Raw genomic sequence first — 21650 nt, 5'->3', positions numbered from 1 at the left:
GAGGGAAACCCCAGGTCACTCAGCGGGTCGGCGCGGTTGCAGGCGCTCCGGGGCTGCGGTTCGCTGGCTGCAGATGAACACCAGCCAGGAGAGCCCGCCGTCCGGGCCCGCACCCGTGGACGACGCAGGCGGTGCCGCGCTCGTCGGGGCGATGGAGACCGCCTCGGCCGCCATCTGGTGTCTCGCGGGGCCTGGGCTGGAGCCGGTCTGGGCCAACGCCCGCGCCCGCGACGTCGGGACGGGGGCCGGTGACCTCGCCGCGGCCGTCGGCGGCCGCGTCACCGAGATGGCCGCGGAGGTGGCCCGCAGCGGGCAGGCCGAGACCGTCCACGGCGACCCCGACCCCGACGGGCGGGCCGCCACCGTCGTCCTCGAGCCGCTCCGGGTGCACGGGCAGCCCGGCGTCCTCGTGCTGGTCGAGGCGGGCCGGACCGGCTGCCCGCAGGCCGCGGCCGCGCTCGCCGAGGGGGACGTCGTCGACCAGGTGCAGCACTCGCTGCTGCCGCCGGCGCTGCCGCTGCTCCCGGACGTGCGGCTGTCCGGCAGCTACCACCGGGCCACGTCGGTCGATGCCGCCGGCGGCGACTGGTACGACGCCGTGCCGCTCGGCCGTGGCCGGCTGGCGCTCGTGGTCGGCGACGCGGTGGGGCACGGGGTGCCCGCGGCCGGGGCGATGAGCCGGCTGCGGGGCGCCATGCGCTCGGTGGCGCTGCGCGACCCCTCGCCCGCGGCGGTCCTCGCCGCGCTCGACGCGTTCGCCGGGCAGATGGACGACGTCGAGGGCGCCTCGGTCTTCTACGGGGTGCTCGAGGCGGCCACCGGGCGGCTGACCTACACCGCGGCCGGGCACCCTGCTCCGCTCGTGGTCCGTGCCGACGGCAGCTCGGACTTCCTCCCGCTCGAGCCGCGGCCGCCGCTGGGCACCCTGCCGGGTGCGCCGAGCGTGGCCGCGACCACGCAGCTGCCGCAGGGCGCCACCCTCGTGCTGTTCTCCGACGGTGCGGTCACCACCTCCGGCGCGCTGTCGGCCGCGGGCCTGGACCGGCTCGCGGAGGTCTCGCGCGCCGCGGTCGCCGCGCCGGGCGCCCTGGCCGGCGACGCGCCGGGGGAGCTCGCCGCCTCGATCGTCGAGGGCCTCATGGACTCCGAGGAGCGCCCCGACGACATCGCCGTCCTGGTCGCGCACCGCCGGGCGGAGACTACCCAGCCGCTGGAGCTGGACCTGCCCGCCGTCCCGGCCGCGCTGCCGACGGTCCGTCGCCACCTGGGCGGCTGGCTGGCCGGGCTGGGCATGGGGGAACAGGACCGGATCGGCGTGATGGTCGCGGTGGGGGAGGCGACCGCCAACGCCGCGGAGCACGCCTACCGCGGCGTGGAGCCGGGGCGGATGCAGGTGACCGCGGCGGTCGACGTCGACGGACTGCTGACCGTGATCGTGCGCGACCAGGGCCGGTGGCGTCCGCCGGACCGCGACCCCGGGGACCGCGGCCGCGGGTTGCTGATCATGCGGCAGCTCGTCGACGGGGTGGTGCTGCAGGGCGAGCACGGCACGACCGTGACGCTGAGCATGCGGCTGCGCCGCCGCCCGGAGGGCGAGGAGGACCGTCCCGGCGGCACGAGCACGGCGGACGTCGTCGTCGACCGGAGCGGCGAGCGGCCGGTGGTGCGGGCCGCCGGCGCGGTCGACATGGTCGGGGCCGAGCAGATGCGGATCCGGCTGCTGGAGGCCAGCCACGGCGGCACGGGCCGGGTCGAGCTGGACCTTACGGCCGTCACCCTGTTCAGCAGCGCGGCGGTGCGCGTCGTCCTGGCCATGGCCCGGATCGCCGGGGCGGAGGGCTGGCGGCTGGTCGTGCACGCGCCCGAGGGCGGGGTCACCCGGCACATCCTCCAGATCAGCGGACTCGGCGGGCTGGTCGAGCTGCGCTGACGGGCGACCCGCCGCCGTCCCGGGTTTGCGGGACGCCGTCGGTGCACATCCCCCTGGCGTGAGACTCCGCCGCAGCGACGTGCACGGCCCGGGGTGGCGGCGCCGGCGGGCGGGCCGCGGCTTCGCCTACTACGACGAGGCCGGGGCGCTGATCAGGGACGAGCGCCTCGACCGGCTGCGCTCGCTGGCCATCCCCCCGGCCTGGAAGGACGTCTGGATCTGCCCCTGGCCCAACGGGCACATCCAGGCCACGGGGGTGGACGCCGCCGGGCGCCGGCAGTACCGCTACCACGACCAGTGGCGAGCCCGGCGGGACGCCGAGAAGCACGAGCGGGTGCTGGAGATCGCCCACCAGCTGCCCGACGTGCGTGACGCCGTGGTCGACGCCATCCACGGGCAGGGGCTGACCCGGGAGCGGGTGCTGGCCGCCGCCGTCCGGCTGCTGGACCTGGGCGCCTTCCGGGTCGGCAGCGAGCAGTACGCCGAGGACAACGGCACCTACGGGCTGGCGACGCTGCGCAAGGAGCACGTGCGGGTGCGCGGCGAGCGGGTCTTCTTCTCCTACACCGCCAAGGGCGGCATCGATCGGGAGCTGGAGCTCACCGACAAGCCGACGGCGGACGTCGTCCGCGAGCTGCTCAAGCGGCCCGACGGCGGCGAGGAGCTGCTCGGCTACTGGGTGCCGGACCCGGACGGCGGCGGCCGGACCTGGCACGACGTGACCAGCACCGAGGTGAACGGCTACCTCAAGGAGATCAGCGGCGCGGAGATCACCGCCAAGGACTTCCGCACGTGGAGCGCCACGGTGCAGATGGCCGCCACGCTGGCGGCGGCTCCGCCACCGAAGAGCAGGACGGCGCGCAAGCGGACGGTCAACGCCGCGTACAAGGAGGTCTCCGAGCAGCTCGGGAACACCCCGGCGGTCTGCAAGGCCAGCTACGTCGACCCGCGGGTGGTGGACCGCTACGAGAACGGGGAGACCATCGCTGACGCGCTGACGGCGGCGGCGGAGGCCGAGGGGGACCGCGAGGTGCAGCGCACCCTGGAGCAGGCGGTCTGCCGGCTGCTCAGCGCCTGAGGGAGGACCCCCCGCCCCCGCCCCTCGCACGCTCGCGGTGGGACCCGGCAGGGGGCCGGGCGCGGAGTCAGGCCGAGGGACACCCCATGACGACGAGAGGCCCCGCCGCAGCGGGGCCTCTCGTCGTGTCATGTGGGCAGGGCCCGGTGCCCCGCTCCCTGCTCAGGAAGTCAGCGGGCGCTGCCGTCGACGATGGTGAACAGGTCGATCAGGCCGGTGACCTCGAGGGGACGGGTGACCGCGCGGGTGGTGGCGACGAGGTGGAGGTCGACGTCGCGGGCGCGAGCGGACTTCTGCGTCTCGACGAGGACGGCCAGGCCGGCGGAGCCCAGGAACTGCACGCCGGACAGGTCGATGACCAGGCCCTGGGGCTGCTGCTCGAGCTGGGTGTCGAGGGACGAGCGCAGCACCGGGGCGGTGAACGTGTCCACTTCGCCGACGACCGTGACCGTGACCACGCCGTCCTCGCCGGTGGAGGTCGAGAGCGTGATCACGTCGTCGAAGGGTGCCTCCGTGCCCTCGGTCGACACGTCGGGCTGCCCCTCGGCAGGCAGGTCGGATGTGGTCACGGGCTGAGCTCCTCTCAACGGCAGTACCCGGCGGCACGACCGCCGGTCAATCTACCGCTGTGCGGCCCTCCGGATGTCGTGGCCCCCGGACACGCACGTCGTCGTTCGTGTCCGCACCGGGAGATCGCCCGGCACGGCCGCGGCTGCCTGCTCAACCGCACCCTCAACGTAGACAGCCGAGGTCCAACGCGCCAACCCGCCCCTGGTGACCGGCGGGATCCCGCGCGATCTACCAGCCGAGCGGGGGAAGGGCACGGTCCCCTGCAGGGTCCCGCCGCGAGCTCGCGAGCGGCGGGGGGTCAGGGGTCCTTCGTCAGTCCACGACGTGGACGGCGGACTCCTCCGGGCCCTCGCCGCCGACCACCGGGTCGAGGCTGGCCTCGACGTCGTCGGCGGTGCGGTTGGTGCCCGAGTCGGTGTCCGGCGTGGTGTCGTAGTCCTGCTCGAGCTGGCCGATGCCGCGGGCGGGGTCCTCGGAGGGGCGGACGTCGGGCTGGTCGTCGGGGATCTCGCGCTCGAGCCGGCCGGTCAGGGACTCGCCCTCGGACTGCTCGAACGCGGTGGTGCCGAAGTCGACGCTGGCGCCGGGCTCGTCGCCGGGGACGGGCGCGAACTGCGGGTCCTCGGCCCCGGCCATCGTCGGGGAGTCGTCCTGCGAGATCTCGGGGACGCCCTCGTCCTCGGGGAAGACGTCGCGGGCGGTCTGGCCCTCGGGCTGGGTCATGGCCTGTTCCTCCTGGTGCACGCTGCGGCGGGGGCTGGTCCCCGCGGGGCGCGGCCGGGTGCGGCCGCGGACTGGTCCCTCGCCTACCCGGTCACCCGCCGGGCATGCGTGACCCCGCTCGCCGGCGTCGTCCCGCATGCCGGTGGGGGTGCCGGGGTAGCCCGGCTGCCATGGCTCTCGCAGACATCGGTTCCCCCGTCCGCCGGTGGGCGAAGGCGCAGGAGCGCGCCTACAACAACGGGGAGGACCGGCCGCTGGGCGGCTTCCTCGGCGCGATGAGCGTCTACTCCACCGTGGTGGCCACCGGAGCCGCCGTCGTCCGCGCCTCGGGGAAGCAGCTGCCCGAGCGAATCCCGCTGGGCGACGCCGTCCTCATCACCATCGGCACGTTCCGGCTGGCCCGCCGGATCGCCAAGGACCCGGTCACCAGCCCGCTGCGGGCGCCGTTCGCCACCTTCAACGGAGCGTCGGGCGAGGCGGAGCTCTCCGAGGACGTCCGCGTGCACGGCGGCTGGAAGCACGCCGTCGGCGAGTTGGTCACCTGCCCGTTCTGCCTGGCGCAGTGGGTGGGGACGGCGTTCGTGTTCGGCTACGTCGCCGCGCCCAACGCCACGCGGTTGGCGGCGTTGGTCATGACCACGGCTGCCGGGTCCGACGTGCTGCAGTTCGCCTACGACGCCATCCAGAGCAAGGCCACCGGTGGTGGCGAGGACGACAGCGGCAGCGACGGCTGACCCCTCCTCCGGGGGAGGGGCGGGTTCCCGGACCTGCCACCCGGCGTCCGGCGCGCCTATCCTGCGATCTTGACGGCCCGCCTTCCCCGCGCGGTCGCGGACCCGATCTCTCGACAGGAGCACGGCATGCGGTCGATCTGGCGCGGGGCGGTGTCCTTCGGCCTGGTCAGCATCGGCGTCAAGCTGTACACGGCCACCGAGGACCACGACATCCGGTTCAACCAGGTGCACGCCGTCGACGGCGGGCGCATCAAGTACCGGCGGGTGTGCTCGATCGACGGCGAGGAGGTCGAGTACTCCGAGATCGCCAAGGGCTACGAGCTGCCCGACGGCCAGCTGGTCGTGCTTACCGACGAGGACTTCGAGGAACTGCCGCTGGCCAGCCGGCGGGAGATCGAGGTCCTGCAGTTCGTCGACCAGGACGAGATCGACCCGATCCAGTACGAGAAGACGTACTACCTGGAGCCCGACCCCTCGGCGACCCGCCCGTACGTGCTGCTGCGGAACGCGCTGGAGAACGCCGGCCGGGTCGCCATCACCAAGATTTCCATCCGGTCGCGCGAGTCGCTGGCGGCGCTGCGGGTCAAGGACGGCGTGATGGTGCTGCACACCATGCGCTGGCCCGACGAGATCCGCCGTCCCGACTTCGGCTTCCTCGACGAGGACGTCGCCGTGCGGCCGCAGGAGCTGCAGATGGCCGAGGCGCTGATCGGGTCGATGACCGGTGAGTTCGACCCGACGGAGTTCACCGACGACTACCGCGAGGCGATGGCCGAGCTGCTGGAGGCCAAGCAGAGCGGCGGCGAGGTGCAGCCGCTGCCCGAGACCGCCGACTCCGGCGCCGCCGTCGTCGACCTGATGAGCGCGCTGCGCCGCAGCGTCGAGGCCGCGCGGGGCGGCACGCCCGCCGAGGAGGCCCCGGCCCGCCGGGCGCCGGCCAAGAAGGCGACCGCGGCGAAGAGGACGGCCGCGAGGCCGACCGCGGCCGAGAAGGTGACCGCGACCGGGGCGACCCCGGCGAAGAGGACGACCGCGGCGAAGAAGGCGACCGCGACCGGGGCGACCCCGGCGAAGAAGGCGACCGCCGAGAAGGCGCCGGCCAAGCGGGCCCGCCGCACCGCCTGAGGTGCCGGCCCCCCGGAGCACCCGGCGGACGCCCCCCGAGGCCGGGGAGCCGTTCGCCGTCACCGAGTGCGCGTCGGGCCTCGGGCTGCGGCTCGAGCGGGACGGCGTCCCGTGGTGCTGGCTGCTGCCGGAGGGGCCGCCGGCCGCGCGGGGACCCGCGCTGCCCGCCGTCCCGACCGGGCAGGGGGCCGTGGCGGGCCCCAGCTGGGACTCCGGCCGCTACGCCGTCGAGCAGTGGACCGACGCCCGCGTCGTCGTGGCTCTCGGCGGACGGCGGCTGCGCGGCCGGCACGTGCTGGCCCGGCTGCCCGACGGCGGCTGGCGGGTCCGTGCGCTCGACGGCCCCGCGGAGGGCGCGCCGCTGGTGCCGATGCTCGCCACCCCCGGTGAGCTGCCGCCGGCGGCTCAGGACCAGGCCTGGGGCTACGAGTTCAAGTGGGACGGCGTGCGGGCCGTGGCCGTCGTCGAGGGCGGGCAGCTGGCGCTATGGGCCCGCAGCGGCACCGACATCACCGTCCGTTATCCCGAACTGAGCCGGCTGCCGTCGGCGCTGGTCGGCCACGACGCGGTCGTCGACGGCGAGGTCGTCGCCCTGGACGCCCGCGGCCGCCCCGACTTCGGCGCGCTGCAGGGGCGGATGCACCGCACCGGCCCGGAGGTGCGCCGGATGGCCGCCGCGACACCGGTCACCTACCTGGTCTTCGACCTGCTGGCGGAGGACGGCGAGAGCCTGCTCGAGCTGCCGTACGCGCAGCGCCGGGAGCGGCTGGACGCCCTCGGCGTCGCCGGCGAGCGATGGGTCCCCACGCCGTGGTTCCGCGGCGGCGGGCCCGCGGTGCTGGCCGCCAGCCGGGACAACCGCCTCGAGGGCGTCGTCGCCAAGCGGCTGGACTCGCCCTACCGCCCGGGGCTGCGCGGGCCGGACTGGCGCAAGGTGAAGAACGTCCGGACGCAGGCGGTCGTCGTCGGCGGCTGGCGGCCCGGGCAGGGCCGGCGTGCCGGGGGAGTGGGCTCGCTGCTGGTCGGCGTGCACGACGACGCCGGCCGGCTGGTCTACGCCGGGCACGTCGGCACCGGCTTCACCGCCGCGGCGCTGGAGGAGCTCCAGCCGCTGTTCACCCCGGCCGGCCGGCCGCCGTTCGCCGACGCGCTGCCCCGCGAGGTCACCCGCGACGCGCACTGGGTGGTGCCGGAGCTGGTCGGGGAGGTGGCCTTCGCCGCATGGACCGCCGACGGCCGGATGCGCCACCCGTCGTGGCGCGGGCTGCGCGACGACCTGGTCCCGGAGGACGTGGTCGAGGAGTGGTGAACCGGGTACGGGACGTCGGGTGACCCGGCAGTTGGTGCGCGTCGACGGGCGGCAGCTGCACGTCTCCAACCTGGAGAAGGTCCTCTTCCCCGAGGTCTCGTTCACCAAGGCCCAGGTCATCGACTACTACGTGCGGATCGCGCCGGTGCTGCTGCCGCACCTGTCCGGCCGGCCGGTCACCTTCACCCGCTGGCCGGACGGGGTCGAGGGGCAGGCGTTCTTCGAGAAGAACAGCGCCCGGCACGCCCCCGACTGGGTGCGGAAGGTGACCGTCCCCAGCCCCGGCAGCTCCCGCGGTCGGGAGACCCTCGACATGGTCATCCTGGAGACGGTCGCCGATCTCGCCTGGGCGGCCAACCTGGCCGCGCTGGAGCTGCACGTGCCGCAGTGGCAGGTCGGCAGCCGCCTGCAGCCGGCCCTGCCGGACCTGCTGGTGCTCGACCTCGACCCCGGCCCGGACGCCGGGATCCTGGAGTGCTGCGAGGTGGCCGACCGGCTGCGCCAGCGGCTGGTGGACGACGGCCTGGACCCCGTGGTGAAGACGTCGGGCTCCAAGGGGGTGCAGGTGTACGCGCCGATCCGGGTGCGCGACCGCGAGCACCCCAGCCGGTACGCCCGCGCGCTGGCCCAGGAGCTCGCCGGCGAGACCCCCGACCGGGTCGTGTGGCGCATGGAGAAGGTGCTGCGGCCGGGCAAGGTGCTCATCGACTGGAGCCAGAACAACCCGGCCAAGACGACGGTCGCGCCGTACTCGCTGCGCGCCCGACCCGACGCGACGGTGTCCACGCCGATCGGCTGGGACGAGGTCGAGGCGGTGCTCGACGGCGCCGACCCCGGCCTGCTGCGCTTCCGCACCGAGGACGTGCTGGCCCGGGTCGAGGACTACGGCGACCTGTTCGACATCGCCGGGGCGCAGCGCGCCGTCCTGCCCCCGGCCCCGTGAGCCGCGCTCCCTCCTGAGCCGCCGCGGTCCCCTCCGCGACGATCACGGAGTCCCGGGTGGGACCCGCCGATGGACGTGAGCGTGTCGCCACCGCAGGCCCCTGATCATCGGCGCCGTCACCCGTCAGGACCGGGGTCCCGGTGGCCTGGCATCCTCGCTTCCCGTGTCCGCCGAACTGCCCTCGCCCGGCCCGCGCGACGACCGGCTGGACGTCGGCCGCCTGGTCGTCCGCTGCCCCGACCGGCCGGGGATCGTCGCCGTCGTCAGCGGGCTGATGGCCGACGTCGGGGCGAACATCATCGACTCGCAGCAGCACTCCTCGGACCCGGTCGGCGGCACGTTCACGCTGCGATTGGAGTTCTTCCTCGCCGACCTGACCGCCCGTCGCCAGCAGCTCGAGGGCGCTCTGGCGCTGCTCGCGCAGCAGTGGCAGTTCACCTGGCGGCTGACCGAGGCGGCGCACCGGCCGCGGCTGGCGGTGTTCGTGTCCCGGACCGACCACGTGCTGCAGGAGCTGCTCTACCGGGTGCGCGCCGGCGACCTGCGCGCCGAGATCGCCGCCGTCGTCTCCAACCATCCCGACCTCGAGCCGGTCGCCCGTGCGGCCGGCGTCCCGTTCCACCACGTGCCGGTGACGCCGGGGACCAAGGCCGAGGCCGAGGCGCGGGCGCTGGAGCTGATCGGGGACGTCGACCTGGTGGTGCTCGCGCGCTACATGCAGATCGTGTCGGCGGACTTCTGCAGCCGGTTCCCGGAGCGGCTGATCAACATCCACCACAGCTTCCTGCCGGCCTTCGTCGGCGCCAACCCCTACCGGGCAGCGCACGACCGCGGCGTGAAGCTGATCGGGGCGACCGCGCACTACGTGACGCCGGAGCTCGACGCCGGCCCGATCATCGAGCAGGAGGTCGCCCGCGTGGACCACCGGGCGACGGTCGAGGACATGCGCCGCATCGGCCGCTACGTCGAGCGCCAGGTGCTGGCCCAGGCCGTTACCTGGCACGTCGAGGACCGGGTCATCGTGGACGGCGAGAAGACCATCGTCTTCGCCTGATAAAGGACCCCTCTGCCCCCACCACTCGCAAGCTCGCGGCGGGCCCCTGCAGAGGGGCCGTTCCAGCCGGTCGCCGGGCTCGCCGGCGCGCACCCTCGACGCGCCGTGATTTGACTGATTCAAGGAAACGGGGTTTCGTGGACCCCGATGGCGACGACCTGGCAGGAGCAGCTCCGCACCGCGGGGCTGCGCGTCACGCGGCCCCGCCTGTCGGTGCTGCAGGTGCTCGCCGAGCGTCCGCACGCGGACGTCGACACCATCGTCAGTGCCGCCCGCGCGCTGCACCCGACGTTGTCGCCGCAGGCGGTCTACGGGGTGCTCCAGGCGCTCGTCAGCAGCGGCCTGGCCCGCCGGATCGAGCCGGCCGGCGCGCCCGCGCTGTTCGAGCTGCGGGTCGGGGACAACCACCACCATCTGGTCTGCCGCTCGTGCGGCGCGGTCGCGGACGTCGACTGCACCGTCGGGGCGGCTCCGTGCCTGACGCCCTCGGACACGGCGGGTTTCGTCGTGGACGAGGCGGAGGTCGTCTTCTGGGGTCTGTGCCGCGAGTGCCGGGTACGGACACCGGGAGTGACCGCTCAGGTCCTTCAGCACGACAATCGAGGAGGAGTCAACGCATGACCGACGTCGCATCGCAGGGCCCGGCGCCGAGCGAGGCGGACCGTCCGGTCCTGACCAACCGTCAGGGTCACCCGGTCTACGACAACCAGAACCAGCGCACGGTGGGGGCCCGCGGCCCGGCCACGCTGGAGAACTACCAGTTCCTCGAGAAGATCAGCCACTTCGACCGGGAGCGCATCCCGGAGCGCGTGGTGCACGCCCGCGGCGTGACCGCCTTCGGCTACTTCGAGGCCGACGGCACCGTCGGTGACGAGCCCGTCTCGACGTACACCCGCGCCAAGCTGTTCCAGGAGAAGGGCAAGCGCACCGACGTCGCGCTGCGCTTCTCGACCGTGGCCGGTGGCCGGGACTCCTCGGAGTCCGCGCGCGACCCGCGCGGTTTCGCCGTGAAGTTCTACACCGAGGACGGCAACTGGGACCTCGTCGGCAACAACCTGGGCGTCTTCTTCATCCGTGACGCCATCAAGTTCCCGGACTTCATCCACTCGCAGAAGCCGGACCCCGTCACCTTCGAGGCCAGCGTCGCCGAGCGCGCCTTCGACTTCTTCAGCCAGACCCCCGAGGCCATGCACATGGTCACGTTGGTCTTCAGCCCCCGCGGCACGCCGGCCGGCTACCGGTTCATGCAGGGCTTTGGCGTGAACACCTACAAGTGGGTCAACGACCGCGGCGAGACGGTGCTGGTCAAGTACCACTGGCTGCCCAAGCAGGGCGTGAGGTCCTGGACCGGCGCCGACGCCGCGGCGGTGCAGGCGCAGACCCTAGGCGCCCACACCAAGGACCTCTACGACTCGATCGCCGCCGGCGACTTCCCCTCGTGGGACCTGTACGTCCAGATCATGAGCGACGACGAGCACCCCGAGCTCGACTTCGACCCGCTCGACGACACCAAGGTGTGGCCGGAGGAGGCCTTCCCGCTGCGCAAGGTCGGGACGATGACCCTCGACCGCATGCCGGAGGACTTCTTCGCCGAGAACGAGCAGATCGCCTTCGGTACCGGCGTCCTGGTCGACGGCCTGGACTTCTCCGACGACAAGATGCTGGTCGGCAGGACGTTCTCCTACTCCGACACCCAGCGCTACCGGGTGGGCCCCAACTACCTGCAGCTGCCGGTGAACCGGCCCAGGGCGCGGGTCGCCACCAACCAGCAGGGCGGCCAGATGTCCTACGGCCGGGACGACGTGGGCACCAACCCGCACGTCAACTACGAGCCCTCGATCCTGGGCGGCCTGCGCGAGGCGCAGTATCCGACCCACGACGAGCAGGGCCCGCTCGTCACCGGCCGGCTCACCCGCAAGCGGATCCCGCGCACCAACGACTACGCGCAGGCCGGCGAGCGCTACCTGCTGTCGGAGCAGTGGGAGAAGGACGACCTGGTGCAGAACCTGGTCGACGCCCTCTCGCAGTGCCGCCGGGAGATCCAGGAGCGGATGGTCTGGCACTTCTTCATGTGCGAGGACGAGCTCGGCCAGCGCGTCGGCGACGCCCTGGGCATCACCGCGGACGACGTCCGCGGCCTGCCGCCGCTGCAGACGCAGACCCTCTCCGAGGAGGAGCAGCAGCGCGCCGCCAACCTCGGCAAGAACGGTCCGCGTGACGTCACCGGCCACCAGATGACGCACTGCGTGCCCAACGAGCACGTGGTCGTCGCCTGACAGCCACGGGAGCATCGCAGGGAGCGCCAGCGACCGAGGAGCGGACCGTGGTGCGGAAGGCGACCGGCGACATCGTCGCCCAGGGCTGACCCCCGCAGCACGGCCGGCGGGCCGCGACCGGACCTCCGGTCGCGGCCCGCCGTGGGTTCCAGACCCGATCGGCGACCTTCCACTGGCCGGGAGTTCGGGCTGGGTCTGGTGGCCTGGCTCACCTACCGTCTCCCCGGGGTCCGCAGCGTCGCGCCAGGAGGAGACATGAGCAGCACACCGACGAGCACCGGCCGGACGGCGAGACGTCCAGGAGCCGCGGGGCGCGCAGCCGGCTGGGTCGCCCCGCTGTGCTGGATCGCGGTCCTGCTCGACGGCTTCGACCTGGTGGTGGTGGGCACCGTCGTCCCGACCCTCCAGTCGCCGGAGGAGTGGGCGCTGTCCGGCGCCGGGACGACCTTCGTCATCACCATCGGCCTCGTCGGCATGATGATCGGCGCGCTGACCGTCGGGACCTTGACCGACCTCGTGGGCCGGCGCAAGGCGCTGATCGGGGCGGTCGCGGCGTTCTCGCTGCTCACGCTCGCTTGCGCCTTCGCGCCCAACGAGATCGTGTTCGGCGTCCTGCGCTTCCTCGCCGGGATCGGCCTCGGAGGCTGCCTCCCCACGGCCATCGCGATGGTCAACGAGTTCACCCGCTCCGGCCGCAGCGGCCGCGCGACGACGACGATCATGACGGGCTACCACGTCGGAGCCGTCACGACGGCCGCGCTGGCGATCGTGGTGATCCCGAACATCGGGTGGCGTTGGATGTTCGTGATCGGCGCGCTGCCGGCGGTGGTCCTGATCCCGCTCATGCTGCGGCACCTGCCCGAGTCGGCGTCCTACCTCGTCTCCCACGGCCGGCGGGCCGAGGCCGAGGAGGTCGCGCGGCGGTACGGCCTCGAGCTGGAGACCCCGGCCGCGCCAGTCGCCGAGCACGCGGGAGAGGCCGGTGCGGCGGGAGCCGCCGCCACCGTCCGGACGCTGTTCACCTCGGTCTACGTGCGCAACACCGTCGTCATCGGCATCACGTCGTTCATGGGTCTGCTGCTCGTCTACGGCCTGAACAACTGGCTGCCCACGATCATGCGGGAGGCCGAGTACGAGCTCGGTGCCGCGCTGGCCTTCCTCCTCGTGCTCAACGTCGGCGCCATCGTCGGACTGCTGGTCGCGGGGACCGTCGCGGACCGGGTCGGCGCCCGGGCCGCGGGCGTGGTCTGGTTCACCGGGGCTGCGGTCTTCCTGGCGCTGCTGTCGATCAGGCTCCCGATCGTCGGCATCTACGCCATGGTGTTCCTGACCGGGTGCTTCGTCTTCAGCGCCCAGGTGCTGGTCTACGCGTTCGTCAGCGCCAACCACCCGCCGCAGGTCCGCGCGACGGCGCTGGGCTGGTCCGCCGGCGCGGGCCGGATCGGGGCCATCGTCGGGCCGACCATCACCGGCGCCCTGTTCGCCACCGGTAACGCCTTCCCCGGAGGCTTCTACCTCTTCGCCGTCGTCGGGCTGCTCGGGGCCGTCGCCTTCAGCCTGGCCCGGCGCCGGGACGCCGTCGTCGGCTGAGCGAGCGGGTTCAGTCCCGGTGGCGCTTGCGGTCCTGGTCGGCGAGGTACCGCTCCAGCTCCGCGCCGATCTCCTCGCCGCTGGGCACCTCACCGATCTCGCTGAGCAGGTCGCTGCCCTCGCGGGCGGCGGTGAACTGGTCGAACTGCTGCTCCAGCGCCGCCACGACCGCGGTGTTCTCCGGCGAGCGGGCGATCTGCGCGTCGACCTCGCTGCGGTGTGCCTCCGCGGCCTCCCGCAGCGCCTCGGTCGGCAGGTGCAGCCCGGTCAGCCGGGACAGGTGCTCCAGCAGCGTCAGCGACGCCGCCGGGAAGGTCGTCTGCGCCAGGTAGTGCGGCACGTGCGCGGCCACCCCGTAGGCGTCGACGCCGGCCTCGCCCATCCGCAGCTCCAGCAGCGCGGTGACGCTGCCGGGGATCCGCATCTCCCCCCAGTAGACGGGGTACTCGGCGATCAGCGAGCGCCGCGTCGCGTGGGCGGTGACGGTGACCGGCCTGGTGTGCGGCACCGGCATCGGTATCGCCTGCAGCGCCACGACCGAGGTGACGCCGAGCCGCTCGACGAGAACGCCGACCGCGGCCACGAACCGCTCCCAGGCGAAGTCGGGCTCGGTGCCGTGCAGCAACAGGAACGGCTCGCCCGCGTCGTCCTCCAGCGCGTAGAGCAGCAGCTCGGGCGCGGCGAAGGACTCGTACCGGTCGCCGGAGAAGGTCACCCGCGGCCGGTGCGCGCGGTAGTCGACCAGGCTGTCGGCGTCGAACCGGGCGATGACCTCGTGCGGCAGCGCGGCGAGCAGGTGCGCACCGGCCAGCGCGCCGGCCGAGGCCGCGTCGAAGTCCCCGGCGAGGTCGTGCACGAGCACCAGCCCGCGGCGGTGGCCGGCCTCGGTGACCGCGGCCTCACGCGCCAGTAACGGCTCGGCCTCGGGGAGCAGCTCGACGAGCTCCTCCGGTCGCTGCGCCACGGTGGTGCCTCCTCGCGGTACGGGTCTGCTCTCTACAGCTCCCCCCGTGCCGGCCGCATTCCCGGGGGTCCCCTGGAGGGGTCAGGACGGCGGCCGTGGCTCGGGGTCGTCCTCGGCCGGGGCGTCCGCTGCGGCGTCCCCGCGGCCGGCGGCCGGCGTCGCGACCCGCTCCCGGACGACGGTGGCACCGGTCTCGTCCCCGGTGACCTGCACGCGGGTGCCGTCGTCGGCGACCTCCGGTGTGCGGCCGTCGAGCTCGTCGCGGACGTAGCGGTAGATAACGGCGATCAGCGCGGCCACGGGGACGCCGAGGAAGGTGCCGAGGATGCCGTACAGGCTGCCGCCCGCGGTGACCGCCAGGATCACCACGGCCGCGTGCAGGTTCAGCCCGCGGCCCTGGATGATCGGCTGCAGCACGTTGCCCTCCAGCTGCTGCACGACCAGCACGATGACCAGGACGATGAGCGCCGTCTGCCAGCCGTTGCTGACCAGGGCGATGAGCACCGCGAAGGCGCCGGCGACGAAGGCGCCGATGATCGGGATGAACGCGCCGAAGAAGGTCAGGACCGCCAGGGGCAGCACCAGCGGGACGCCGAGGATCCACAGGCCCAGGCCGATGAAGAACGCGTCGATGAACCCGACCAGCGCCTGCTGCCGGATGAACTCCGACAGGGTGGTCCACGTCTTGTACGACAGGGCCGCGACGTGGGGGGCCACCTTCGGGCCGGTCTGCGCGGCGAGCCACGGCATCCAGCGCGGGCCGTCCTTGATGAAGAAGAACGCCAGGACCAGGGCGAGCACCAGGTTCAGCAGGCCGCTGCCGACCGCGGAGACGCCGGTCAGCGCGTAGCCGGCGATGTTCTGAGCGTTGCCCTGGACGGTGTTGATCACCTGGTCGACGGCCTGGCCGATCTGGTCCTCGCCGAGATTCAGCGGCGGCCCGGTCACCCACTCCTGCACGTCCTGGAGCCCCGCGGTGGCGGCGTCGGCCAGCTCATCGGCCTGGTCGGCCACCTGCGGCACGATCCACGAGAACAGGCCTCCGATCACCGCGAGGAAGGCCACCAGCACCACCAGGGCGGCCAGCGCCGGCGGGAAGCGGAGCCGGCGCAGCAGCCGGGTGGGCGGCCACAGCACGGTCGCGAACAGCAGGCCCAGGATGACCGGCAGCAGGATCGGCCAGAGCTTCCCGAGCACCCAGCCGACCGCCACCAGCGCGGCCGCGATGAGCAGCAGCTGCGCCGAGGCGATGGCGAGCGCCCGGACGCCCTTCTGCAGCCGGGGCCCGCGGTTCGCGCTGGGGGCCGGGCTGGCCGTCACCCCGGCCGAGGCCATCGCGGCGAAGCTGGGTGTCCGCCCGGTGGCTGTAGGTTCGTCGCCGGTCGGTTCCTCGGACGACGCGCCCGAGCGGCCGGGCAGGCGGAGCTTCATGCGGTCGATCACAGCACGGCGGTACCCCGGAACGCGCCGGGACGATCATGACGCGGCGGTCGTAACGTCCTCGCCATGCCGAGAACCGCGACCGCCGACCGCGTCGACCGTGCCGCTCTCGAGGAGTTCCTCCGTCCCCGGCACAAGGCCGTGCTGGTCACCCGGCGCAGCGGCGGGGGCGTGCAGCTGTCCCCGGTGACCTGCGGCCTGGACCAGGAGGGGCGGGTGGTGGTGTCCACCTACCCGCAGCGGGCCAAGGCGGCCAACGCCCGGCGCGACCCCGCCGTGTCGATGTGCGTGCTCTCCGACGACTTCGACGGCCCCTGGGTGCAGGTCGACGGCCGCGCCGAGGTGCTCGACCTCCCCGAGGCGCTGGAGCCGCTGGTCGATTACTACCGGGCGATCAGCGGGGAGCACCCGGACTGGGACGAGTACCGGGCGGCGATGACCCGGCAGGGCAAGTCCCTGCTGCGCGTGACCATCGAGCGCTGGGGCCCGGTCGCCACCGGTGGCTTCCCGCCGGAGGTCGTCGACAAGCTCTGAGGCTTGCCGGCTCCGGGGGAGCTGTCAGGCTTGCGGCGTGCCGTACGTGCTGACCGTCGACCAGCAGGGCAGCCGCCGCGGACCCGACCGGGTCGCCGGCCTCCTGCGGCGGCTCGCGGACGACGTCCCCACGGTGCTGGCCTTCGAGCGCACGGCGGGGGACGAGTTGCAGGGCGTGCTCGGCGACCCGGCGGTCGTCGTCGACGTCGTCCTCCGGCTGGTGCGCGAGGGCGGCTGGCGCATCGGCGTCGGAGCCGGTCCGGTGCAGACGCCGCTGCCCGACAGCACCCGCGCCGGCGCCGGGCTCGCCTACCTGTGCGCCCGCCGGGCGGTCGACGCGGCCGGGCAGCGCAGCGTCCGGCTGGCCGTGCGCGGCGCCGTCCCGCGCGACGCCGGCGACGCGCAGGCGGTGCTGAGCGCGCTGGCCGTCGTCGTCCAGCGGCGCAGTGCGCCGGCGTGGGAGGCGATCGAGCTGGTCGGCGCGGGCCGGACTCAGGCCGACGCCGCCGCGGCGCTGGGGGTGTCCCGCCAGGCGGTGGGCCAGCGGCTGGCCGCGGGCCTGTGGGAGCTGGAGCGCGAGCTGCGGCCGACCGCCGCGCGGCTGCTCACCCGGGCGGCCGGGTGACCCGCCGCCGCGCGCGGTGATCACGGGACGGCGAGAATGGTCCTGATCCTCGTCCGTCCGCACCCCGGGAGTCCTCGTGTCCGAGTCGACCGCACCAGGTGGGATCCGCAACGCCGACCTGCTCGGCGTGTACACGAACGACCACCTCGCCGCGGCCACCGGCGGGATCGAGCTCGTGAGCCGGATGCTCGGCCGCTGGCGCGGGACCCCCTACCAGCCGCGGCTCGAGGAGCTGCGCGACGAGTTGCTCGAGGAGCGGTCGGGGCTGCGCGGCACGATGGAGGCCCTCGGCCTGCCGGTGCGGGAGTACAAGCAGGCCGCGGTCTGGCTGGGTGAGAAGGTCTCCCGCGCCAAGCTCAACGGGCACCTGCTGACCCGCTCGCCGCTGTCGGACCTGGTCGAGTTCGAGTTCATCTCGACCGCGGTGCTGGCCAAGCGGGCCGGGTTCGAGACGCTGCGGGCGGCGGGTGAGGCCGACCCGCGCATCGACAGCGCGCTGTTCGAGCGGCTGATCGCGCAGGCCGACAAGCAGCACCACTGGCTGGCCGACGTCCGCCGCGAGGTCGCCGCGCAGGTCTTCGGTGGGCACCCCGGCGCGGCCGACGCGGCCGCCGACACCTGAGCGGGCAGCCCACCCGCCCCGGGGGGTAGAACCGGGGCGTGTGCCACGACACCGACAGCCGCCCGCCCGCCCCGCCGCGGAGCGGGGACGTCGTCGAGCGCGGCACCCTGACGCTCACCTCGGCCGACGGCACCGCGGTCGCCGCCGCCTACGCCGCGCCGGCCGGCGAGGCGCGGGTCGGCGTCGTCCTGCTGCCCGACGTCCGCGGGCTGCACCCGTACTACGTGGCGCTGGCCGAGCGCTTCGCGGAGGCCGGGCTCCCCGCCGTGGCGGTCGACTGGTTCGGGCGGACGGCGGGGCTGCCCGAGAGCGGCGCCCGCGGCCAGGACTTCGACTGGCGGGCGCACCTCCCGCAGGTCGCCGCGGCCGGCGTGGACGCCGACGTCACGGCGGCGGTCGCGTACCTGCGGCAGCGCACCCGTCCGGACCTGCCCGTGGTCACCGTCGGCTTCTGCTTCGGCGGCAGCCACGCGTGGCGGCTGGCCGGCGGCGACCTCGACCTGGCCGGCAGCGTCGGCCTCTACGGCCGGCCCGAGCTGACCGGCGACGCGCCGGCTCTCCGTCCGACGCTCATGGTCGTCGCCGGCGCCGACGCCGCCACCCCGGTCGAGGACCAGCTGGCCCTGGCCGAGCGGCTGCGCGCCGGCGGCGCGGAGGTGGAGACGGCGGTCTACGACGGTGCCCCGCACTCCTTCTTCGACCGCGCGCACGGGGACTGGGCGGAGGCGTGCTCCGACGTCTGGCGCCGCGTGCTGGCGCTCACCGACCGCGTGGCCGCGGGCTGAGCGCCGCGCTCCGGCCGGCGGAGCGACCTCCTACCCTCGTCCCGTGACTGAGCAGCAGAGCGGCGGGATCGACCCCGGGGTCATCGAGCTGGCGGCGCGGGTCTTCGACCTGGCACGGGGCGGGGCCACCGAGGAGCTGGCCGCCTACGTCGACGCCGGAGTGCCGGCGAACCTGACCAACGACAAGGGCGACACGCTGCTGATCCTGGCCGCCTACCACGGCCACCCGGACACGGTCGCGGCGCTGCTGCAGCGCGGTGCCGACGCCGGCCGGGTCAACGACCGGGGCCAGACGGCGCTGGCCGCGGCGGTGTTCAAGCAGTCGGAGGAGACCGTGCGCGCCCTGCTCGCCGCCGGCGCCGACCCGGACGCCGGCGGCCCGACCGCCCGGGAGACGGCGGCGTTCTTCGACCTGCCGGCGATGACGGCGCTGCTCGACGATGCGCGTCCCTAGGCCGGCCGGCCGCGCGTGCCAGGGTGGCGGCCGGCGCAGCACGACAATCTGCGGAGGAGGGCACATGGTCGGGATCCACCCGGGGCCGTCGGGCACCGGAACCGCCGGCACGCCCGCCGGCGTCGAGGGTTGAGGGGACCGACCGTGACCACGCAGCGGGGTGTCCCGGAGACCGGTGTCCCGCCGGCCAACGGGGCCACCGGCGTGCCGCCGGCCGCCGCCGCGGAGGCTGCCTCGATGGCCGCCGCGGTGGCCCGGTCGGAGGCCGAGCCCCTGCCCGAGGACGTGCTCGGGCCACCGACCGGCGGCATGCCGCGTTGGATGGTGCTGCTCATCGGCGCCGCCACCGCGACGATCGCGATCGCCGGCGTCCGGTCGATCGCCTGGCTGGTGGGCCCGGTGCTGCTGGCCCTCGTCGTGGTCATCGCGCTCACGCCGGTGCAGCGCTTCCTGCAGCGGCACGGCTGGCCGCGCTGGGCCAGCACGAGCGTCCTGCTGCTGCTGGTGTGCACCGTGCTGCTCGGCTTCGTCGCCCTGCTGGTGGTGTCGATCGCCCAGTTCGCCGCCCTGCTGCCGAATTACTCCGGGGAGGCCGAGGCGCTGATCGCCTCGGTGGTCGCCGACCTCAACGACCGCGGCATCGTCTCCGGCCAGCTCTCCGACCTGGTCGCCCAGTTCGACTACAGCCAGCTGGTCGGCGTGGCGACAGGCGTGCTGGCGCGCGCGACCGACGCCGCTTCGACGCTGGTGCTGCTGCTGGCCGCGCTGGTGTTCCTCGCCATCGAGTCCGGCGGCTTCGGCCGGCGGCTGGCGCTGGTCGCCGCCGAGCGCCCGCACCTGCCGATCGCGCTGGGCCTGTTCGCCCGCGGCACCCGCAGCTACCTGTGGGTCAGCACCGTGTTCGGCGGCATCGTGGCCATCGGGGACGGCATCGCGCTGGCGATCATCGGCATCCCGCTCCCGGTGGTGTGGGCGCTGCTGTCGTTCATCACCAACTACGTGCCCAACATCGGGTTCGTCCTGGGCCTGGTGCCGCCGGCGATCCTCGGCCTGCTCGACGGCGGCTGGACCGAGTTCTGGGTCGTCGTCGCGGTCTACGCGCTGCTCAACTTCGTCGTCCAGACGCTGATCCAGCCCCGGTTCGTCGGCGACTCGGTGGGCCTGTCGATGACGGTCACCTTCGTCGCGCTGCTGTTCTGGGGCTGGGTGCTCGGCGCGCTGGGCGCGCTGCTGGCCATCCCGCTCACCCTGCTGCTCAAGGCGCTGCTGGTGGACGTCGACCCGCGGGGTCACTGGCTCGACGCGCTGCTCCGCGAGGAACCCCGAGCGCCCCGGACCAGCCGCGCCCGGCAGCGTGCACACGCCCGCCGCGCGGCGCTCGCCTCGGTTCGCGCGCTGCACGTGCCACGGCCCCACCGGCGCTCCTCGGAGGACTGAAGCCGCAGGTCAGCCCGGAATGTCGTACCCCAGGAGGACGTTGTTCCCATGTCGGGCACACCGCCCGGCGCGACGTCTGGAGGACGCGATGAAGGGCGACCGTGTCGAGGTCGTGATCGACGCGGGTGGGACCACCCGCACCTACGAGATCGAGGCCACCCGCGTCGGGCGGCGCGTGGACGTCAGCCACGGCCGCGGGCTCGTGGAGGTCACCGAGAGTACCCGGGGCGGCACCCCGGTCCGCACCGCCCGGTTCATGGCCGGCCGGGTCCTGGCCCTCGTCGAGCACCCGGCGCCCCGGCCCGCGCTGGACGACGACGCCGACGTGAGGCCGCTGCGCCAGACCGCGTGAAGGAGGACCTCCCTGCCCCCCACCCCTCGCAGGCTCGGGGCGGGTCCCTGCAGGGAGGCCGACGCTGAGCTCGCCTGAGCTGGTCGTCATGGCCGGGCTCCAGGGCGGCGGCAAGTCGACGTGGGTCCGGCAGCACCTGGCCGGGACGCACGTCGTCGTCAGCAAGGACCACTGGCCCAACGCCCGCCGCCGGGAGGCCCGCCAGCAGCGGGTCGTGGCCGAGCTGCTGGCCGAGGGGCGCAGCGTGGTCGTGGACAACACCCACCCCACGCCCGCGGACCGCGCCCCGCTCATCGCGGCGGCCCGGGCGGCCGGGGCCGGCGTGCGGGCGGTGTGGCTGGACACCCCGGTGCCGGTCTGCGCGGCGCGCAACGACGCCCGCGAGGGCCGCGCGCGGGTGCCACCGGCCGGGTTGTACGGGACGGCGGCGCGCTTCGTCCCGCCCACCACGGCCGAGGGCTTCGACCGAGTGGACGTCGTCACCGGCTGACAGCCGCGGGAGCACCGCAGCGAGCGTCGGCGAGCGGGGAGCCGACCGTGGCGCGGAAGCCGGCTCACGTGATCCGCACCGGTCGAGCCGGCGGCGGCACGCGGCACGGCGGGGCGGGCCCACGGGGCGCCGGTGCGGTAGACACGTCCGGCGTCCGCCCGTCCCGCGTCCCCCGGAGGTCCCTCGTGCTGGCCAGCATCGGTTACGCCGTCGCCTATACCGGGGTCGGCATCGTGCTGCTGACCCTCGGCTTCCTCGTGCTCGACCTGCTCACCCCCGGCCACCTCGGCCGGCAGATCCACGAGGAGCGGTCGGTCAACGCCGGCATCGTGCTCGCCGCCGGGTTCCTGGCCCAGGGACTGGTCATCTTCAGCGCCATCTGGACCAACGCCACCAGCGGGTTCGGCCAGGCGTTGCTCTACACCGTCGTCTTCGGCGTGCTCGGCGTGGTGCTGCAGGCGGTCGCCTTCGTGGTCCTCGACCTGCTCACCCCCGGCAAGCTGGGCCGGCACGTCACCGAGGTGGCCTTTCACCCGGCGAGCCTGGTGCTGGCCGCCGTCCAGCTGTCCGTCGCCGGCATCGTCGTCGCCAGCACCTGGCCCTGACCCGCGCCTC

The 21650-nt window shown here is 74.3% G+C and carries 23 protein-coding genes; 19 read left to right on the top strand and 4 right to left on the bottom strand.

Translation table 11 applies throughout. From position 1 onward, the window contains the following. Nucleotides 1-73 precede the first annotated feature (73 nt). A complete protein-coding gene (locus BLW63_RS02095; RefSeq protein WP_091150914.1) occupies nucleotides 74-1930 on the top strand; it encodes a SpoIIE family protein phosphatase in 1857 nt (618 codons plus the stop codon). 58 nt (nucleotides 1931-1988) lie between these two features. After that, nucleotides 1989-3008, top strand: a complete 1020-nt coding sequence (locus BLW63_RS02090) for a DNA topoisomerase IB (RefSeq protein ID WP_244522289.1) — start codon at nucleotides 1989-1991, stop codon at nucleotides 3006-3008. A 170-nt stretch (nucleotides 3009-3178) separates the two neighbouring features. On the opposite strand, the gene BLW63_RS02085 is transcribed toward BLW63_RS02090, so the two are convergent. Both BLW63_RS02085 and BLW63_RS02080 read right to left on the bottom strand, forming a co-directional pair. Continuing rightward, a complete protein-coding gene (locus BLW63_RS02085; protein WP_091150912.1) occupies nucleotides 3179-3577 on the bottom strand; it encodes an STAS domain-containing protein in 399 nt (132 codons plus the stop codon). A 313-nt stretch (nucleotides 3578-3890) separates the two neighbouring features. Then, entirely contained in the window at nucleotides 3891-4301 is a 411-nt protein-coding gene (locus BLW63_RS02080) for a hypothetical protein (protein WP_091150910.1), read from the bottom strand. A gap of 170 nt (nucleotides 4302-4471) precedes the next feature. Here BLW63_RS02080 and BLW63_RS02075 point away from each other — a divergent pair, with 170 nt between their 5' ends. The 8 genes from BLW63_RS02075 (at nucleotide 4472) to BLW63_RS02040 (ending at nucleotide 13332) form a co-directional block, all read left to right on the top strand. Beyond that, on the top strand, nucleotides 4472-5035 hold the full coding sequence (locus BLW63_RS02075; protein WP_091150907.1) for a DUF1360 domain-containing protein: 564 nt from the start codon (nucleotides 4472-4474) through the stop codon (nucleotides 5033-5035). A 126-nt stretch (nucleotides 5036-5161) separates the two neighbouring features. Continuing rightward, complete coding sequence (gene ku / locus BLW63_RS02070) at nucleotides 5162-6160, top strand: non-homologous end joining protein Ku (RefSeq protein WP_091150905.1); 999 nt, start codon at nucleotides 5162-5164, stop codon at nucleotides 6158-6160. A 1-nt stretch (nucleotide 6161) separates the two neighbouring features. Continuing rightward, nucleotides 6162-7469, top strand: coding sequence for a non-homologous end-joining DNA ligase (ligD, locus tag BLW63_RS02065; RefSeq protein WP_091150903.1), 1308 nt, complete (start codon nucleotides 6162-6164; stop codon nucleotides 7467-7469). A 19-nt stretch (nucleotides 7470-7488) separates the two neighbouring features. Beyond that, nucleotides 7489-8412, top strand: coding sequence for a non-homologous end-joining DNA ligase (gene ligD, locus BLW63_RS02060; RefSeq protein ID WP_091150900.1), 924 nt, complete (start codon nucleotides 7489-7491; stop codon nucleotides 8410-8412). 163 nt (nucleotides 8413-8575) lie between these two features. Continuing rightward, a complete protein-coding gene (gene purU / locus BLW63_RS02055; RefSeq protein WP_091150898.1) occupies nucleotides 8576-9466 on the top strand; it encodes a formyltetrahydrofolate deformylase in 891 nt (296 codons plus the stop codon). Nucleotides 9467-9613: 147 nt separating this feature from the next. Beyond that, nucleotides 9614-10087, top strand: coding sequence for a Fur family transcriptional regulator (locus BLW63_RS02050; RefSeq protein ID WP_091150896.1), 474 nt, complete (start codon nucleotides 9614-9616; stop codon nucleotides 10085-10087). Then, on the top strand, nucleotides 10084-11742 hold the full coding sequence (locus tag BLW63_RS02045; RefSeq protein WP_091150894.1) for a catalase: 1659 nt from the start codon (nucleotides 10084-10086) through the stop codon (nucleotides 11740-11742). Before BLW63_RS02050 ends, BLW63_RS02045 begins: the two co-directional genes overlap by 4 nt. A 255-nt stretch (nucleotides 11743-11997) precedes the next feature. Continuing rightward, nucleotides 11998-13332 carry an MFS transporter gene (locus BLW63_RS02040; protein WP_091150891.1) on the top strand — a complete coding sequence of 445 codons (1335 nt, stop codon included), beginning with the start codon at nucleotides 11998-12000 and terminating at the stop codon, nucleotides 13330-13332. A 10-nt stretch (nucleotides 13333-13342) separates the two neighbouring features. Here the strand turns inward: BLW63_RS02040 and BLW63_RS02035 are convergent, their stop codons facing one another. Both BLW63_RS02035 and BLW63_RS02030 read right to left on the bottom strand, forming a co-directional pair. After that, the gene (locus BLW63_RS02035; RefSeq protein WP_091150889.1) at nucleotides 13343-14296 is read right to left on the bottom strand and encodes a proteasome assembly chaperone family protein; all 954 of its coding nucleotides are present in this window, start codon (nucleotides 14294-14296) and stop codon (nucleotides 13343-13345) included. A gap of 81 nt (nucleotides 14297-14377) precedes the next feature. Further along, on the bottom strand, nucleotides 14378-15727 hold the full coding sequence (locus BLW63_RS02030) for an AI-2E family transporter (RefSeq protein WP_244522288.1): 1350 nt from the start codon (nucleotides 15725-15727) through the stop codon (nucleotides 14378-14380). Nucleotides 15728-15802: 75 nt separating this feature from the next. Between BLW63_RS02030 and BLW63_RS02025 the strand changes: the two genes are divergently transcribed. The 9 genes from BLW63_RS02025 to BLW63_RS01985 all read left to right on the top strand — a co-directional run bounded on the left by BLW63_RS02025 (nucleotide 15803) and on the right by BLW63_RS01985 (nucleotide 21640). Next, nucleotides 15803-16270 (top strand): PPOX class F420-dependent oxidoreductase, encoded by a 468-nt coding sequence (locus BLW63_RS02025; protein ID WP_091150886.1) that lies wholly within the window; start codon nucleotides 15803-15805, stop codon nucleotides 16268-16270. Between the two features lie 37 nt (nucleotides 16271-16307). After that, the gene (locus BLW63_RS02020) at nucleotides 16308-16895 is read left to right on the top strand and encodes a hypothetical protein (RefSeq protein ID WP_091150884.1); all 588 of its coding nucleotides are present in this window, start codon (nucleotides 16308-16310) and stop codon (nucleotides 16893-16895) included. 76 nt (nucleotides 16896-16971) lie between these two features. Continuing rightward, nucleotides 16972-17517 carry a hypothetical protein gene (locus tag BLW63_RS02015; protein ID WP_091150882.1) on the top strand — a complete coding sequence of 182 codons (546 nt, stop codon included), beginning with the start codon at nucleotides 16972-16974 and terminating at the stop codon, nucleotides 17515-17517. A gap of 38 nt (nucleotides 17518-17555) precedes the next feature. Then, entirely contained in the window at nucleotides 17556-18302 is a 747-nt protein-coding gene (locus BLW63_RS02010) for a dienelactone hydrolase family protein (RefSeq protein ID WP_091150880.1), read from the top strand. Nucleotides 18303-18345: 43 nt separating this feature from the next. Further along, nucleotides 18346-18756 (top strand): ankyrin repeat domain-containing protein, encoded by a 411-nt coding sequence (locus BLW63_RS02005; RefSeq protein ID WP_170856591.1) that lies wholly within the window; start codon nucleotides 18346-18348, stop codon nucleotides 18754-18756. A 144-nt stretch (nucleotides 18757-18900) separates the two neighbouring features. Then, entirely contained in the window at nucleotides 18901-20193 is a 1293-nt protein-coding gene (locus BLW63_RS02000) for an AI-2E family transporter (RefSeq protein WP_091150878.1), read from the top strand. A gap of 88 nt (nucleotides 20194-20281) precedes the next feature. After that, nucleotides 20282-20545 (top strand): hypothetical protein, encoded by a 264-nt coding sequence (locus BLW63_RS01995; protein WP_091150876.1) that lies wholly within the window; start codon nucleotides 20282-20284, stop codon nucleotides 20543-20545. An 88-nt stretch (nucleotides 20546-20633) separates the two neighbouring features. Continuing rightward, on the top strand, nucleotides 20634-21035 hold the full coding sequence (locus BLW63_RS01990) for an AAA family ATPase (protein ID WP_091150874.1): 402 nt from the start codon (nucleotides 20634-20636) through the stop codon (nucleotides 21033-21035). Between the two features lie 185 nt (nucleotides 21036-21220). Next, nucleotides 21221-21640: a DUF350 domain-containing protein gene (locus tag BLW63_RS01985; RefSeq protein WP_091150873.1), complete on the top strand. Its 420-nt coding sequence runs from the start codon at nucleotides 21221-21223 to the stop codon at nucleotides 21638-21640. Nucleotides 21641-21650 lie beyond the last annotated feature (10 nt).

This window comes from Geodermatophilus africanus (assembly GCF_900107105.1).
GTDB classification, from domain to species: Bacteria; Actinomycetota; Actinomycetes; order Mycobacteriales; family Geodermatophilaceae; genus Geodermatophilus; species Geodermatophilus africanus.
Note: the sequence above shows the minus strand (reverse complement) of the source record. Positions and strands in the feature narration are given on the sequence as shown.